This is a genomic window from Noviherbaspirillum autotrophicum (assembly GCF_000818395.1).
GTDB lineage: Bacteria > Pseudomonadota > Gammaproteobacteria > Burkholderiales > Burkholderiaceae_D > Noviherbaspirillum > Noviherbaspirillum autotrophicum.
Map to the genome: position 1 here is coordinate 1,580,851 of NZ_JWJG01000028.1, position 14,418 is coordinate 1,595,268.

At 59.5% G+C, this 14,418-nt stretch carries 15 protein-coding genes; 5 read left to right on the plus strand and 10 right to left on the minus strand.

Annotation, left to right across the window (positions count from 1 at the left end; all coding sequences use genetic code 11):
- Positions 1-87 precede the first annotated feature (87 nt).
- From TSA66_RS08620 to TSA66_RS08640, 5 genes are all read left to right on the plus strand, one after another.
- Positions 88-1,149, plus strand: a complete 1,062-nt coding sequence (locus TSA66_RS08620; RefSeq protein WP_040042345.1) for a hypothetical protein — start codon at positions 88-90, stop codon at positions 1,147-1,149.
- A complete protein-coding gene (gene recJ, locus TSA66_RS08625) occupies positions 1,146-2,840 on the plus strand; it encodes a single-stranded-DNA-specific exonuclease RecJ (RefSeq protein WP_040039695.1) in 1,695 nt (564 codons plus the stop codon). The genes TSA66_RS08620 and recJ overlap by 4 nt, the downstream gene beginning before the upstream one ends.
- Positions 2,841-2,976: 136 nt before the next feature.
- Positions 2,977-4,081 (plus strand): peptide chain release factor 2 gene (gene prfB, locus TSA66_RS08630; RefSeq protein ID WP_157691634.1). Its coding sequence is split into 2 segments (ribosomal slippage): positions 2,977-3,057 and positions 3,059-4,081, totalling 1,104 coding nucleotides; the frame shifts between segments, so codons are not numbered across the junction.
- Between the two features lie 39 nt (positions 4,082-4,120).
- Positions 4,121-5,647, plus strand: coding sequence for a lysine--tRNA ligase (lysS, locus tag TSA66_RS08635; RefSeq protein ID WP_040039697.1), 1,527 nt, complete (start codon positions 4,121-4,123; stop codon positions 5,645-5,647).
- A gap of 229 nt (positions 5,648-5,876) precedes the next feature.
- Positions 5,877-6,572 (plus strand): outer membrane lipoprotein, encoded by a 696-nt coding sequence (locus tag TSA66_RS08640; RefSeq protein WP_040039698.1) that lies wholly within the window; start codon positions 5,877-5,879, stop codon positions 6,570-6,572.
- A gap of 74 nt (positions 6,573-6,646) precedes the next feature.
- Here the strand turns inward: TSA66_RS08640 and iscX are convergent, their stop codons facing one another.
- The 10 genes from iscX to TSA66_RS08690 form a co-directional block, all read right to left on the minus strand.
- Complete coding sequence (iscX, locus tag TSA66_RS08645) at positions 6,647-6,841, minus strand: Fe-S cluster assembly protein IscX (protein WP_040039699.1); 195 nt, start codon at positions 6,839-6,841, stop codon at positions 6,647-6,649.
- A gap of 11 nt (positions 6,842-6,852) precedes the next feature.
- Positions 6,853-7,191 carry an ISC system 2Fe-2S type ferredoxin gene (gene fdx, locus TSA66_RS08650; protein ID WP_040039700.1) on the minus strand — a complete coding sequence of 113 codons (339 nt, stop codon included), beginning with the start codon at positions 7,189-7,191 and terminating at the stop codon, positions 6,853-6,855.
- Between the two features lie 49 nt (positions 7,192-7,240).
- Positions 7,241-9,106, minus strand: coding sequence for a Fe-S protein assembly chaperone HscA (gene hscA, locus TSA66_RS08655; RefSeq protein ID WP_040039701.1), 1,866 nt, complete (start codon positions 9,104-9,106; stop codon positions 7,241-7,243).
- Positions 9,107-9,186: 80 nt separating this feature from the next.
- Positions 9,187-9,702, minus strand: a complete 516-nt coding sequence (hscB, locus tag TSA66_RS08660; protein ID WP_040039702.1) for a Fe-S protein assembly co-chaperone HscB — start codon at positions 9,700-9,702, stop codon at positions 9,187-9,189.
- 130 nt (positions 9,703-9,832) lie between these two features.
- Positions 9,833-10,156, minus strand: a complete 324-nt coding sequence (gene iscA / locus TSA66_RS08665; protein WP_040039703.1) for an iron-sulfur cluster assembly protein IscA — start codon at positions 10,154-10,156, stop codon at positions 9,833-9,835.
- A gap of 55 nt (positions 10,157-10,211) precedes the next feature.
- Positions 10,212-10,601: a Fe-S cluster assembly scaffold IscU gene (gene iscU, locus TSA66_RS08670; RefSeq protein ID WP_040039704.1), complete on the minus strand. Its 390-nt coding sequence runs from the start codon at positions 10,599-10,601 to the stop codon at positions 10,212-10,214.
- A 30-nt stretch (positions 10,602-10,631) separates the two neighbouring features.
- Entirely contained in the window at positions 10,632-11,885 is a 1,254-nt protein-coding gene (locus TSA66_RS08675) for an IscS subfamily cysteine desulfurase (protein WP_040039705.1), read from the minus strand.
- 17 nt (positions 11,886-11,902) lie between these two features.
- On the minus strand, positions 11,903-12,376 hold the full coding sequence (gene iscR, locus TSA66_RS08680; RefSeq protein WP_040039706.1) for a Fe-S cluster assembly transcriptional regulator IscR: 474 nt from the start codon (positions 12,374-12,376) through the stop codon (positions 11,903-11,905).
- Positions 12,377-12,595: 219 nt separating this feature from the next.
- The gene (locus TSA66_RS08685; RefSeq protein ID WP_157691635.1) at positions 12,596-13,567 is read right to left on the minus strand and encodes a hypothetical protein; all 972 of its coding nucleotides are present in this window, start codon (positions 13,565-13,567) and stop codon (positions 12,596-12,598) included.
- A gap of 249 nt (positions 13,568-13,816) precedes the next feature.
- Positions 13,817-14,338, minus strand: a complete 522-nt coding sequence (locus TSA66_RS08690; protein ID WP_040039707.1) for a low molecular weight protein-tyrosine-phosphatase — start codon at positions 14,336-14,338, stop codon at positions 13,817-13,819.
- Positions 14,339-14,418: the final 80 nt, after the last annotated feature.

Sequence of the window (14,418 nt, forward strand, 5' to 3'; positions counted from 1 at the left end):
AGGAAGGCGGTTCCAGTCAGCAGCACTGCTGTTGGCCCAAGTAAATGCGTTTGGTAGCCTTGCGGGGTATGCCCTACAATGCGCGGCATGAGTCATCTCGATATCCTGCTTCCTTTCGCCCTCCCCCCGGCGGAACTCGCCGCCGATCTTTGCAAGGCCCTGCGTACGCCTGCGCTTGCCAGCCTCGTTGCCCGCTCAAGAGTCGAGCACGTCCTGCCGCAGGAGGAAACCGCGGAGGGATTCCATCGCGCCTTGCCGCACGAGCGCTGGCTCGAGCAGGCTTTCCGGGGAAAAGATGCGCCGGAAAGAAACAGCAGCCCGCCGATTGCCCCGGCCTTGATGCGCTCGCTGGGGAATGAGCCTGACACAGGCCACTGGTTTGTGGTGCAGCCAGTCCACATCCATATTGCGCGAGACCACTTGGTGCTTACCGATACGCGGAAATTAATGCTGCCCGAACAGGAAGCGCGCGCATTGTTCGATATCGCCGCGCCATTGTTCGACGACTACGGCAAGACGTTGCTTTACGGCGATGCCGGCATCTGGTTTGTCCGCGCCGATGACTGGTGCGCCTTGCATACCTCGACGCCGGATGCTGCCAGCGGCCACAATATCGATATCTGGATGCCGCGCGGCCCGACCGAACGCGACTGGCGCAAGGTGCAAAACGAAGTGCAAATGCACTGGTTCAACCACGCCATCAATGAAGCACGAGAAGCGCGTGGCTTGAAACCAGTCAATTCGCTGTGGCTGTGGGGAGGCGCATCAGCAGATGCCTTGCTGACAAGCCATTACACCAACACATTTAATCTTTCCGACTGGATCAAATCGTTCGGCACTGTCGCCCCGGCGCGCACAACATCGGCTACGGCGCAGGAAGTCATTGCAGCCAAGCCGCAACGAGGCCTGGTAGTGCTTGACACCCTGCTGGAGCCGGCGCTATCGAACGACTGGTCGCTTTGGCTGGACGGCATGCACGCGCTTGAGGAGCACTGGTTTGCGCCACTGCTGGAGGCGCTTCGCAGCGGCGCAATCGACCATCTTTCGTTAATTGCAACGCATGACTCTGGCCTGTCGCAGTTTGCCGTCAGCCGCCTTTCCCTGCGAAAATTCTGGGTAAAACCCTCCCTGGCGCCGCTCTGTTCATGACTCGTATTACCACCCGCCCCTTTTCCTTCCGCACCGCCGAATTGTTGCGCCAGCAAGGCGTGCATCCGGTACTGGCCCGCCTGTACGCGGCCCGCGGATTGACCGATGTGCGCGAACTTTCCAGCGAACTGGGCGCGCTGATTACCCCGACGGGACTGTTGCATGTCGACGCGGCGGCCGCGTTTCTGGCGGACGCAATCGCGGCGCGAAAAAAACTCGTCATCGTCGCCGACTACGACTGCGACGGCGCCACCGCCTGCGCCGTGGCATTGCGCGGATTGCATATGCTGGGCGCGCAGGTCGACTTCATCGTACCGAACCGCTTTGAATACGGCTACGGCCTGACGCCCGAGATCGTCGAACTGACCGTCAGGGAGAAATCTCCCGACATCATCGTCACCGTCGACAATGGCATTGCCAGCATCGATGGCGTGGCCGAAGCCAATCATCGCGGCATCGAGGTTGTCATCACCGACCACCATCTGCCGGGCGATGCGCTGCCCAACGCGCGCGTCATCGTCAACCCGAACCAGCCATCGTGCGGCTTTCCCAGCAAGAACCTGGCCGGCGTGGGCGTGATGTTTTACGTGCTGCTGGCACTGCGCGCTGAAATGCGCAAGCGTGGCATCTTCGATGCGCAGACGCAACCCAAGCTCGATACCCTGCTCGATCTGGTCGCCCTCGGCACCGTCGCGGATGTCGTCAAGCTCGATGCCAATAACCGGATCCTGGTCGCCCAGGGCATCAAGCGCATGCGTGCCGGGCGCATGCAGCCCGGTGTTGCCGCACTCTTTCGCGCCGCAAGCCGGGAAGCAAGGCGCGCCACGCCGTTCGACCTCGGCTTTGCACTTGGTCCGCGCCTGAATGCGGCGGGCCGGCTGGCCGACATGTCGCTTGGCATCGAATGCCTGACCACCGACGACGAAGGCCGCGCCTGGGCCATCGCGCAGCAGCTCGACGCGATCAACCGCGAGCGGCGCGACATCGAAGCGGAAATGCAGGATACGGCGCTGCTGCTGCTCGACACCTTCAATCCGCAGGATAAGACCACCATCAGCGTGTTCGACCCGTCGTGGCATCAGGGCGTGATCGGCATCGTCGCATCGCGTCTGAAAGACAAGTTCTACCGCCCCACCATCACCTTCGCTCCCGGCGGCGAGGGTCTGATCAAGGGTTCCGGCCGCTCGATTGCCGGCTTCCATCTGCGCGATGCATTGGACCTGGTATCCAAGCACGCCCCGAGCGTCATCACGAAGTTTGGCGGCCATGCGATGGCGGCCGGCCTGACCATCCGCGCCGAAGCGTTCGACGCCTTCGCCGCCGCCTTCGAAGCGGTGGGCCGCGACTGGCTCACGCAAAACCAGCTCGAACGCGTGATCGAAACCGACGGCCCGCTGGAAGAAGCTTATTTCTCCACGCAGTTCATCGAATTGCTCGACGGCCAGGTATGGGGCCAGGGATTCGCGCCGCCGGTATTCTGTGACGAGTTTCGCGTGCTGAACCAGCGTGTCCTGAAGGAAAAACACCTGAAGCTGATGCTGGAAAAGGATGGCCGCCGCTACGACGCGATCTGGTTCGGCCACGCCGACAGCCTGCCAGATCGAGCGATGGTGGCGTACCGGCTGGATGCCAATGAATACAACGGCGTCACGCGCGTGCAATTAATGGTCGAGCACGCACAGCCGGTCTGACGCCGCCGGCATGGCTTTTCTGACATTGCCCGCCGCGTGGCTCGGGGCCCTTTTTCCGTTCCTATCCGTCCGCCCGCGCGGCATTCCCCGCTTTTGCTCGGGTATAATGTAAGGTTTGATTGCAGAAGAGTTCATCATGGAAGCAGAACGTCTCAATTCCCTGTCAGCCCTGCTCGCGGACCTGTCGACCCGCGCAGCCGAATTACGGAGGTATCTTTGACTTCGATGTGAAGTCGGAGAAACTCGAACAAGTCAACGCCGAGCTGGAAGATCCCAACGTCTGGAACGACCCGAAACGCGCCCAGGACCTCGGCAAGGAAAAGAAATCGCTGGAAGCGATTGTCCACACCCTCACCAAGATCGACAACGACCTGCGCGACACCAGCGACCTGTTTGCGATGGCGCGCGAAGAGCAGGACGAAGACACCCTGGTCGCGATTGAAAGCGATACCGAGGAGCTGAAGAAGCTGCTCGAAGGCATGGAGTTCCGCCGGATGTTTTCGAATCCGATGGACCCGAACAACTGCTTCATCGACATCCAGGCCGGCGCCGGCGGCACCGAGGCCCAGGACTGGGCCTCGATGCTCATGCGCCAGTATCTGCGCTATTGCGAACGCAAGGGCTTCAAGACTGAAATCTTGGAAATATCCGAGGGCGAAGTCGCCGGCATCAAGACCGTCACCATCAAGGTCGAGGGCGAATACGCCTACGGCTTCCTGCGTACCGAAAGCGGTGTGCACCGCCTCGTGCGCAAGTCGCCGTTCGACTCCGCCAACGGCCGCCATACCTCGTTCTGCAGTGTGTTCGTGTATCCGGAAGTGGATGAATCGATCGAAATCGACATCAATCCGGCCGATGTGCGTACCGATACCTTCCGCGCATCCGGCGCCGGCGGCCAGCACATCAACAAGACCGACTCCGCGGTGCGCCTGACGCACGCGCCGTCCGGCATTGTCGTGCAATGCCAGAACGACCGCAGCCAGCACCGCAACCGCGCGGAAGCCTGGGCGATGCTGAAATCGCGCCTGTACGAGCTCGAACTGCGTAAGCGCATGAGCGAACAGCAGAAGATGGAAGACGCCAAGACCGACATCGGCTGGGGTCACCAGATCCGCTCCTACGTGCTCGATCAGTCGCGCATCAAGGATTTGCGCACCAACCACGAGGTCGGCAACACCAAGGCCGTGCTCGACGGCGACCTGGACGATTTCATCGCCGCCTCGCTCAAGCAAGGTGTGTAAGCGCTCATCGATATTCACAATACAGACCGTTTCATATTCATGACCAACCAAAACGAACAACTGACTCCGGCCCAGGACGAGAATTCGATCATGGCCGAGCGCCGTGCGAAGCTGGCCGCGATCCGCGAACAGGGCGTCGCCTTCCCCAACGATTTCCGCCCCTCGCACAAAGCCGCAGACCTGCACGAGCGCTATGGCGAGCTGAACAACGAACAGCTGGAAGCCGATCCGGTCAAGGTGCAGGTCGCCGGCCGCATGATGCTCAAGCGCGTGATGGGCAAGGCCTCGTTCGCCACCATCCAGGACGCATCCGGCCGCAAGGCGGATGGCCGCATCCAGCTCTACATCACCAACGATAACGCCGGCGAAGCCACGCACGCGGCGTTCAAACACTACGACCTGGGTGACATCCTGGGTGCGGAGGGCACGCTGTTCAAGACCAAGACCGGCGAGCTGTCCGTGAAAGTGACCGGCCTGCGCCTCTTGACCAAGTCGCTGCGCCCGCTGCCCGACAAGTTCCACGGCCTGTCCGACCACGAAACCCGGTACCGCCAGCGCTACGTCGATCTCATCATGAACGAAGAGACGCGCCGCACCTTCCGTGCGCGCACCGCCGCCATGTCGTCGATGCGCCGCTTCATGGCAGAGCACGGCTTCATGGAAGTGGAAACGCCAATGCTGCACCCGATTCCGGGCGGCGCGGCGGCCAAGCCGTTCGTCACGCACCACAATGCGCTCGACATGCAGATGTTCCTGCGCATCGCGCCCGAGCTGTACCTGAAGCGCCTGGTGGTCGGCGGTTTCGATCGCGTGTTCGAAGTCAACCGTAACTTCCGTAATGAGGGCGTGTCGCCACGCCACAATCCGGAATTCACGATGATGGAGTTCTACGCCGCCTACGTCGATTACAAGTGGCTGATGGACTTCACCGAAGCAGTGATTCGCCAGGCTGCAGTCGATGCGCACGGCACCGCATGCCTGACTTATCAGGGCCGCGAACTCGACCTGTCCAAGCCGTTCCATCGCCTGACGATTGTCGGCGCAATCAATAAATTCGCGCCGCACTACACGAACGAGCAGTTGCACGACGCCGCCTTCCTGCGCGCCGAGCTGAAGAAGTTCGGCGTCAATCCGCTGGCGAACGCCGGCCTCGGCGCGCTGCAACTGGCGCTGTTCGAAGAAACTGCGGAATCGCAGTTGTGGGAGCCGACCTACATCATCGACTACCCGGTCGAAGTGTCGCCGCTGGCACGCGCCTCCGACACGGTGCCGGGTATCACCGAGCGTTTCGAGCTGTTCATCACCGGCCGTGAAATCGCCAACGGTTTCTCCGAGTTGAACGACGCGGAAGACCAGGCCGCTCGCTTCCAGGCTCAGGTGGCCGCCAAGGACGCCGGCGACGAGGAGGCGATGTACTACGACGCAGACTACATCCGTGCGCTCGAGTACGGCATGCCACCGACCGGTGGTTGCGGTATCGGCATCGACCGTTTGATGATGTTGATTACCGATTCACCAAACATCCGTGACGTGATTCTGTTCCCGCACCTGCGCCGCGAAGATTAAGCAAGGCACACCGAAAAAAATGACAGAACGGGACCTCAAGGGGTCCCGTTCTGCCGTTAACGCAGCCAGCACGTTTACCTTTCCTGCCCTGCATTTGACACACAGCAAACGTCGTTACAAAGCCTTACACCTGACACACTAATCGCCTTTTCTTGGCTGCCATCAGCTTCGATAATTATTCCATGCAAGTCGACGATTCCCGTCGCAGAAAGAGTAACAGGAGCAAGACATGGAAAATAACAATACGACAAGACGCATTCACCCGCTGGTTGGCGGCGCAGCCATCTCCGTCATCCTGGTCAGCCTGACCGGCGTGGCAGCCATCACTGGCCTGCTCCCGAATTCCCACAGCACGAACTCGCCGGAATCGGCAACTGCGACCACGGCCCCCGCTGCCGGCGCCAATACGCTTGCCGCGGCTATCCCGGGATCGACGGCTCCGGCCGCTCCCCTGGCCAGATCCGATGCCGACGACATGAAGTCTGCGCCGGCGCAGCAGCATAGCCCCACGCAGCGTACCGCCAGGGCCACGCATGCGCAGCCACGCCATGCCTATGCATCGGAACAGGTTGCCCAGGCACCGGCAATTTGCACCAGCTGCGGCCGCGTCGAATCGGTGCAGGCACTCCATCAGCAAGCCAAGCCGAGCGGCGTCGGCGTGGTCGCCGGTGCAGTACTGGGCGGCGTACTGGGAAACCAGGTCGGCGGAGGCAACGGCCGTGCACTGGCGACGGTGGCCGGCGCTGTCGGCGGCGGCTATGCCGGCAATGAAATCGAAAAGCGCAGCCGCGCCACAACTTCGTATGAAGTGCGGGTGCGCATGGAGGACGGCAGCGTTCGCGCCTTCCCGTATGCGCAACAACCGGGCTGGAGCGTTGGCGACCGCGTGCGCGTGGTCAACGGCCATCTGGCGGAACGCGCCTGAGGAACTGAACGATATGCAGAAATAAAAAAGGCGGCACAGCCGCCTTTTTTATTTTCCACGCTCCGAGAGGTGGGCTATTTCGCTTCTTCGATCCAGGCCATTTGGATTGCTTCCAGAACCTTTTCGCCGCCACGCTGGGGGTCGTCGTCGAACTCGTCCATCCCTACCACCCAGTTGTGCAAATCGACGAAGCGCACCGTCAACGGATCGACGTCGGGATACTTGTCGTGCAATTCTTCCGCAATGCGCGTGATGTCTGCCCATTTCATGATCGGCCCCCTCAGTGATTCTCGCTGACCTGATTGATCGTATATTTCGGAATCTCGACGACCAGGTCTTCGTCCCCTACCAGCGCCTGGCATGACAGGCGGGACGTGGCTTCCAGCCCCCATGCGCGGTCGAGCAAATCTTCTTCCTTTTCTTCCGCCTCGTCGAGCGAATCGAAGCCCTCGCGCACGACCACGTGGCAGGTAGTGCATGCGCACGATTTTTCGCAAGCATGTTCGATCTCGATGTCGTTTTCCAGCAAGGCGTCGCAAATCGACTTGCCCTTCGGCGCTTCGATGACTGCGCCTTCCGGGCAAAGAGTGGCATGAGGGAGGACTACGATTTGTGGCACGTTCTAACCTTTATAAACAATCGATCAATGACAGCAGTTCAGTTTTGTATCAGGTGATTTCGTCGAGCTTCTTGCCGGATAACGCGGCACGCACGCTGCGATCCATCCTGCGCGCAGCGAATTCTTCGGTGCCCCTTGCCAGCGCATCGACGGCCACCTTGATGGCGAGATTGTCGTCGCCGCTCTCCTTCTGGCGGACGCTTTCCATCAGTGCGAGCACGGCGGACTTTTCTTCGTCCGACAACAAATCGCCATCGGCCTCCAGTGCCGACTGCGTCGCCAATAGAATGCGCTCGGCCTCGACCTGCTCTTCGCGCAATGCGCGCATCTTCATGTCCACCTCGGCCGAGGTGAACGACTCCTGCAGCATCTTGGCAATCTCGTCGTCGCTCAAACCATACGCCGGCTTGACGGTGACCGATGCCTCCACGCCGGAATGCTGTTCGCGCGCCGACACCGACAGCAAGCCGTCGGCATCGACCTGATAGGTAACGCGGATGCGCGCCGCTCCCGCAGCCATTGGAGGAATGCCGCGCAGCTCGAATTTCGCCAGCGATCGGCAGTCGCTCACCAGTTCGCGCTCGCCCTGCACCACATGGATCGCCATCGCGGTCTGGCCATCCTTGAAAGTCGTGAACTCCTGCGCCCGCGCACACGGAATGGTCGAATTGCGCGGGATCACCTTTTCCACCAGCCCGCCCATGGTTTCGATGCCGAGCGACAGCGGAATCACATCCAGCAGCAGCCAGTCGTCGCCTGCCGCACGGTTCCCCGCCAGGAGGTTGGCCTGAATGGCCGCGCCCAGCGCCACCACCTTGTCCGGATCGATATTAGCCAACGGAATCGTCTTGAAGAATTCGCCGACAGCCTTGCGGATATGCGGCATGCGCGTGGCGCCGCCGACCAGCACCACCCCGTCGACATCCTCCACCGTCAGGCCTGCGTCGCGCATCGCCTTGCGGGTCGGCGTTATCGTCTTGGCTACCAGATGCTGCGTAATCTGCGCAAAGGTTTCCGCCGTCAAGGTCAGGCGCACCTCTTCGCCCGAGGTCAGCACCGCGTCGATATGCGTCTCGCCCTGGGTTGACAGCAATTCCTTGGCTTCACGCGCCTTCACCATCAAGATGCGCGTGTCCTTGTCGGACAGCGGCGCGAGCCGCGCCTGCTCGATCATCCAGCACATGAGGCGATGATCGAAATCGTCGCCACCCAGCGCCGAGTCGCCGCCCGTCGCCAGCACCTCGAACACGCCCTTGGTCAGCTTCAGGATTGAAATATCGAAAGTGCCCCCGCCCAGGTCATAGACCGCGAACACGCCTTCGGAGGCGTTGTCCAGCCCGTATGCAATCGCCGCCGCAGTCGGCTCGTTCAGCAGCCGCAGGACATTCAGCCCGGCCAGCTTCGCCGCATCCTTGGTGGCTTGGCGCTGCGCATCGTCAAAGTAGGCGGGTACGGTGATTACAGCGCCGACCAACTCGTCGCCCAGCGCATCTTCCGCGCGCTGGCGCAAGGTAGCCAGTATCTCGGCAGATACTTCCACAGGGCTTTTCACGCCGGCGACAGTCTTGATCTGCACCATGCCCGGCGCATCGACGAAATCGTATGGCAGGTTTTCCGCGTAGGCGATGTCCTTCAAGCCGCGTCCCATGAAGCGCTTAACCGACACGATCGTATTCTTCGGGTCAGTCGTCTGCGCCGCCTGCGCCTTGTAGCCGATGTTTGCATGGCCGTTCGGCAGATAGCGCACGATCGACGGCAGCAGGGACCGGCCTTCCTCGTCGTTCAGGACTTCCGGAATGCTGCTGCGTACCGTCGCAACCAGCGAATTGGTGGTGCCCAGATCGATGCCCACCGCCAGCCGATGCTGGTGCGGCGCGGTGGACATGCCGGGTTCGGAAATTTGCAGGAGTGCCATTAGAATTTTTACTCTGTCAGTTCATTGGCGCGCGCAACAGGCGGGCGAATCGAAATCGGACTGAATGATAGCCCAGGAACTCATCCTTCGATATGTTCGAAGATATGCCCGATCTCCGTCGAAAACTTTTCGAGAAACATCAGCTTGCGCACGCCATGCGCAGCCTCGGCAAAATCTTGCGCATCCAGTTGTTCGCCGATTTTCCTCACTTCCGCCTTGCGGGCGCCTTGCAGCTCCGCGTTCAGCGCTTCCAGCGCATCGATATCCCTGGCTGCCTTCGCCTCTTCCAGCGCTTCGCGCCATTCCATCTGCTGCATCAGGAATTCGCCGGGCATCGCGGTGTTCGACTCTGTTTGCAAATCGATGCCGTTCAGCTCGCACAGGTAGGCCGCCCGCTTGTACGGATTCTTCAGCGTCTGGTACGCCTCGTTGGCACGCGTGGCCCACTGCATGGCGACACGCTTTTCGGTATCGGTCGCGTTGATGAATTTGTCGGGATGAACGCGGTTCTGCACCTCGCGATAGGCCTTGTCCAACGCCGCCATATCCGTATCAAAACGCTGCGGCAGGTGGAACAGCTCGAAGTGATTTTGCATGGCTATTTAAAACAAAAGCCTGCTCATTGATCGACAGGCTTATCTGAAATCTCAGGCTGCGCCACCCCCGCATATACGGGGAATGACGAACCAAACAAGCACAAAGGCTCTTTATGACGGCGATATTCGCTCAGATACTGAAACTTTCTCCGCAGCCGCACTCGTTCTTGACGTTCGGGTTGTTGAACTTGAAGCCTTCGTTCAGTCCCTCGCGCGCGAAGTCGAGTTCGGTGCCGTCGATATACGGCAGGCTCTTCGGATCGACGAACACCTTCACACCGTGCGATTCGAACACCATATCGTCCGGCGCGCTCTCGTCCACATATTCCAGCTTGTACGCCATGCCGGAACAGCCGGTGGTGCGTACGCCAAAACGCAGGCCCACACCCTTGCCGCGGCGTTCGATATAACGGTTGATATGCTTTGCTGCTTTTTCGGTCAATGTGACTGCCATAGTGCCTTACCACCTTTCGCAATGCCATTCCGGCACGCAGGCCGGAACTCCAAAATCAGGCCGCCTGCTTGGACTTGCTCTTGTAGTCCTGCACCGCCGCCTTGATTGCGTCTTCGGCCAGGATCGAGCAGTGAATCTTCACCGGCGGAAGCGCGAGCTCTTCCGCGATCTGCGTGTTCTTGATCGCCATCGCCTCGTCGAGCGTCTTGCCCTTGACCCATTCTGTCACCAGCGAAGATGACGCAATCGCGGAACCGCAGCCATAGGTCTTGAACTTCGCGTCTTCGATCACGCCATCGGCGCCGACCTTGATCTGCAACTTCATCACATCGCCGCAAGCCGGCGCGCCGACCATGCCGGTGCCCACCGACTCGTCGCCCTTGTCGAAGGCGCCGACGTTACGCGGGTTTTCATAATGGTCGAGGACTTTTTCCGAATAAGACATTTGATGCTCCTTATAACTTTGACAGGCCGCTCAGTGCGCCGCCCACTGAATCGAGTTGATATCGATCCCTTCCTTGTGCATATCCCACAGCGGCGACAGTTCGCGCAGCTTGGCCACCTTGGACTTGATCAGGTTGATCGTGAAATCGATATCTTCCTCGGTGGTGAAACGGCCGATGGTGAAGCGGATCGAGCTATGCGCCAGTTCGTCGCTGCGCCCCAGCGCGCGCAACACATACGAAGGCTCCAGGCTGGCCGAAGTACAGGCCGAGCCGGACGACACGGCGATATCCTTGATCGCCATGATCAGCGACTCGCCTTCGACATAATTGAAGCTGACGTTCAGGTTGTGCGGAACGCGGTGCTCCATGTCGCCGTTGACGTAGACTTCCTCAATCTCGTTCAACCCCTTGGCCAGGCGGTCGCGCAGCGCCTTGATGCGCACGATCTCGGCATCCATCTCTTCCTTCGCGATGCGGAAGGCTTCGCCCATGCCGACGATCTGGTGCGTCGGCAGCGTGCCGGAACGCAGGCCGCGCTCGTGGCCACCGCCATGCATCTGCGGTTCGATGCGCACGCGCGGCTTGCGGCGCACGTACAGCGCGCCGATGCCTTTCGGACCGTAAGTTTTGTGCGCGGTGAACGTCATCAGGTCGACCTTCCATTTTTGCAGGTCGATATGTACCTTGCCGGTCGCCTGCGCAGCGTCGCAATGGAAAATGATGCCCTTCGAGCGGCACAGTTCGCCGATCTCCGGAATCGGCTGGATCACGCCGATTTCGTTGTTGACCAACATGACCGATACCAGGATCGTGTCCGGACGAATCGCCTGCTCCAACTGCTCGAGCGTAATCAGGCCGTTGTCCTGCGGCTGCAGGTAAGTCGCTTCGAACCCCTGACGCTCCAGTTCGCGCACAGTGTCGAGGACCGCCTTGTGCTCGGTCTTGACCGTGATGATGTGCTTGCCCTTGGTCTTGTAGAACTGCGCCGCGCCCTTCAATGCCAGGTTGTTGCCTTCAGTAGCGCCGGAAGTCCAGATGATTTCACGCGGGTCGGCATTGACCAGCGCAGCGACATGCGCGCGCGCTTCTTCCACCGCTTTTTCCGCTTCCCATCCGTACATGTGGCTGCGCGAAGCCGGATTGCCGAACTGCTCGCGCAGGTAGGGAATCATCTTGTCGGCCACGCGCGGGTCGATCGGCGTGGTTGCCGAGTAATCCATGTAGATCGGGAAATGCGGCGCCTTGATAGTATCGATCAGGCTTTTTTCCAGAGGGGCGTTCATACGGTAATTCACTCCAATCAAGCAGCCACGTGGGGACGGTGCATCACGACCACGCTGTTGTCTGCATTCTTTTGTTTTTGCTGGTCTACCAAGTCTTTGAGAGAGACGGAATCGAGGTATTCGACCATCTTTGCATTAAGCGTGGACCACAGATCATGGGTCATGCAACGAGTGCCGTGCTCATGGCTGGAGCTATGGCAATTTTCCTTGCCGCCGCACTGAGTCGCATCGAGCGGTTCATCGACCGCGATAATAATGTCCGCAACGGTGACATCCTCCGCACGACGCGCGAGAGTGTAGCCGCCGCCAGGGCCACGGACGGATTCGACGATTTCATGACGGCGCAGCTTGCCGAATAACTGTTCCAGGTATGACAGGGAAATTTCCTGCCGTTGGCTAATAGCAGACAAGGTGACTGGACCTTTGTCCTGGCGCAAAGCCAGATCGATCATCGCCGTCACTGCAAACCGGCCTTTTGTAGTCAGACGCATAAAACCTCAGCTCCCAAGCGAAACTGTATCCAAGTTCTAACAAATACCCCGGATTCCCGAATATTTTAGTCAAGTATACCAAAGCCGACTGATTTTGTCAGGTATTCCGGGCAATACATGGACTTGGGTCGCGCAAGAGAGGATTATTTGATTGCTGCGGTGCAACTGAATGGATGCCATTATTTCATATTTCACTTCACGCCGCTTTCCCGCTTTTCTTTACTGCAGGCGCAAGCGCATGAAAACCATGAATGCAGCGGGCTCGCTCCCGTAAACAGGCGAAGCGGATGGAGGGACGACATAACGGCTCACGAATGCGCCGGTATCCACCTTAACTGCCCCCCGCCCCCCGCCTTCATGGAAATAGCCGAACGTCAGCTTATTCATCTTGAATGTGCGGTTCATCGCGGCACCGCTTTCTGCCACCAATTCGCCGCTGGCCACCTGTTCCAGCCGTCCGAACACTGCGTGCGGGCCATTGAAGCGAAGTGTGGATTCGATCAGATAGCCCATCGCCGGCTCACGCGACTTCCTGGTGTTTCTTCCCCAAGCGATCGTGCTTTGCCAATTGCCATTGTTCAAGGCGCGATTGTAGGTCGCCGATAAGGTTGCGCGTCGGACCTCCTCATCCGGCGCAAGCTGGTCCAAGTTGCTCAAGGTGCCACGGCTGAACTGAAAAGACCAATTCGGGGACGGATTGTAAGACAGCCGAGTCGACGTGGAATCCAGCCGCAATGCGTACTTGTCAGATGGCGAGCCATCATCCCGTACCTGCCCGGAGAACGCGGACCCTTCGAGCTTGAGCGCATGCCATGCATAGCCGACCGTAAAAACACGGGACGCTTGGCCGCTCGCATCCAGCCAATGGCTGGCGCGCCCTGATTCCGGATTGTCGACGCCAGACAGTCGGCGCATGTAGGAAACCGGCGGCCCTAACGCCGGCTCGCCCGGCATCCCAACGTAACCGAACAAGGAACTCCGGCTGCTCATAGCGAGACTATACGAGGCGGAGAAGCTTTGCTCCCGGACACGATTGCCCTCACGAGCTAGCATCAATGGGGCACGCCAATTCCATGCGGAATATATGACGGATTCGGCTTGATCGCTTGCCTTTTCAATTGCCGGCCCAGCATATATCGGGCAGCTTGCCACGCAACTTGCCACTGCCACCGCTGTTGTTATTGCCTTCATGCTGCGCCCCTTCCTGTTTGGCACACGAAGTCATTAGCACAATGCAAACCTCATACCAGTGCAACAGCAAAGTTTCTGCATCACCGCGAACCGACCTGCAATCTCGCCGAGAACGCCGATTCGTTCATTATCAGGAAGGGTTTAAGGTGGATTTTGTGGCGCCTAACGGGACATAGCACTGGCACTGCCCGCATGGGAAAAATTACAGCACCGGGCAAGCATTACAGTGCAAGATGCACCTGATATATCCTACATGCCGGGGCCGGGAGCCCGTGCTTCGAGGCGTTCAAGCGCGATATGACTTTGAACAAGAGTACGCATCAGCCCTTTGCAGGCATCCTCCACGTAATCCAGCACTCGATCAAAATCGGTACTGCCGCGGTAATAGGGATCAGGAACGACAGGCGTTTTGAATTTGCGCGAATACTCCATCAGCATGCCCAGTTTCGATTCACAAGCGGCCGGACACATGGTCTGCAACCTGTCCAGATTATTGAAATCCATTGCCAGCAGCAAATCGAATCGCTCGAAATCCTCCACACTGAGCTCACGGGCTCGCAGCATCGACAAGTCATAGCCGCGCCGCTGCGCAGCAGCAAGGGCACGCGGATCAGGCGGTTCACCGACGTGATATCCATGGGTGCCGGCGGAATCGACCACAATGCGATTTTGCATGTCCGCATTCTCGATCAGTTTTCGCATGACGCCCTCCGCAGTGGGAGAGCGGCAAATGTTTCCCATGCAAACAAACAAAATTTGAACATTTGCCATTGGACACTCGGCGATAAAAAATAAGCTGTCGTAAAAAGACCTGATGTCGATTTGGATGACGTGCTTCCCGCCCCTACCGA

Excerpts from the sequence above, each read along its gene's own strand:
- iscU (WP_040039704.1), bottom strand. The coding sequence starts at position 10,601 with ATGTCTTATTCGGAAAAAGTCCTCGACCATTATGAAAACCCGCGTAAC.
- hscB (WP_040039702.1), bottom strand. The coding sequence starts at position 9,702 with ATGCAAAATCACTTCGAGCTGTTCCACCTGCCGCAGCGTTTTGATACG.
- TSA66_RS08685 (WP_157691635.1), bottom strand. The coding sequence starts at position 13,567 with ATGAAGGCAATAACAACAGCGGTGGCAGTGGCAAGTTGCGTGGCAAGC.
- TSA66_RS08690 (WP_040039707.1), bottom strand. The coding sequence starts at position 14,338 with ATGGCAAATGTTCAAATTTTGTTTGTTTGCATGGGAAACATTTGCCGC.
- hscA (WP_040039701.1), bottom strand. The coding sequence starts at position 9,106 with ATGGCACTCCTGCAAATTTCCGAACCCGGCATGTCCACCGCGCCGCAC.
- TSA66_RS08620 (WP_040042345.1), top strand. The coding sequence starts at position 88 with ATGAGTCATCTCGATATCCTGCTTCCTTTCGCCCTCCCCCCGGCGGAA.
- TSA66_RS08640 (WP_040039698.1), top strand. The coding sequence starts at position 5,877 with ATGGAAAATAACAATACGACAAGACGCATTCACCCGCTGGTTGGCGGC.
- iscA (WP_040039703.1), bottom strand. The coding sequence starts at position 10,156 with ATGGCAGTCACATTGACCGAAAAAGCAGCAAAGCATATCAACCGTTAT.
- iscX (WP_040039699.1), bottom strand. The coding sequence starts at position 6,841 with ATGAAATGGGCAGACATCACGCGCATTGCGGAAGAATTGCACGACAAG.
- TSA66_RS08675 (WP_040039705.1), bottom strand. The coding sequence starts at position 11,885 with ATGAACGCCCCTCTGGAAAAAAGCCTGATCGATACTATCAAGGCGCCG.
- recJ (WP_040039695.1), top strand. The coding sequence starts at position 1,146 with ATGACTCGTATTACCACCCGCCCCTTTTCCTTCCGCACCGCCGAATTG.
- lysS (WP_040039697.1), top strand. The coding sequence starts at position 4,121 with ATGACCAACCAAAACGAACAACTGACTCCGGCCCAGGACGAGAATTCG.
- iscR (WP_040039706.1), bottom strand. The coding sequence starts at position 12,376 with ATGCGTCTGACTACAAAAGGCCGGTTTGCAGTGACGGCGATGATCGAT.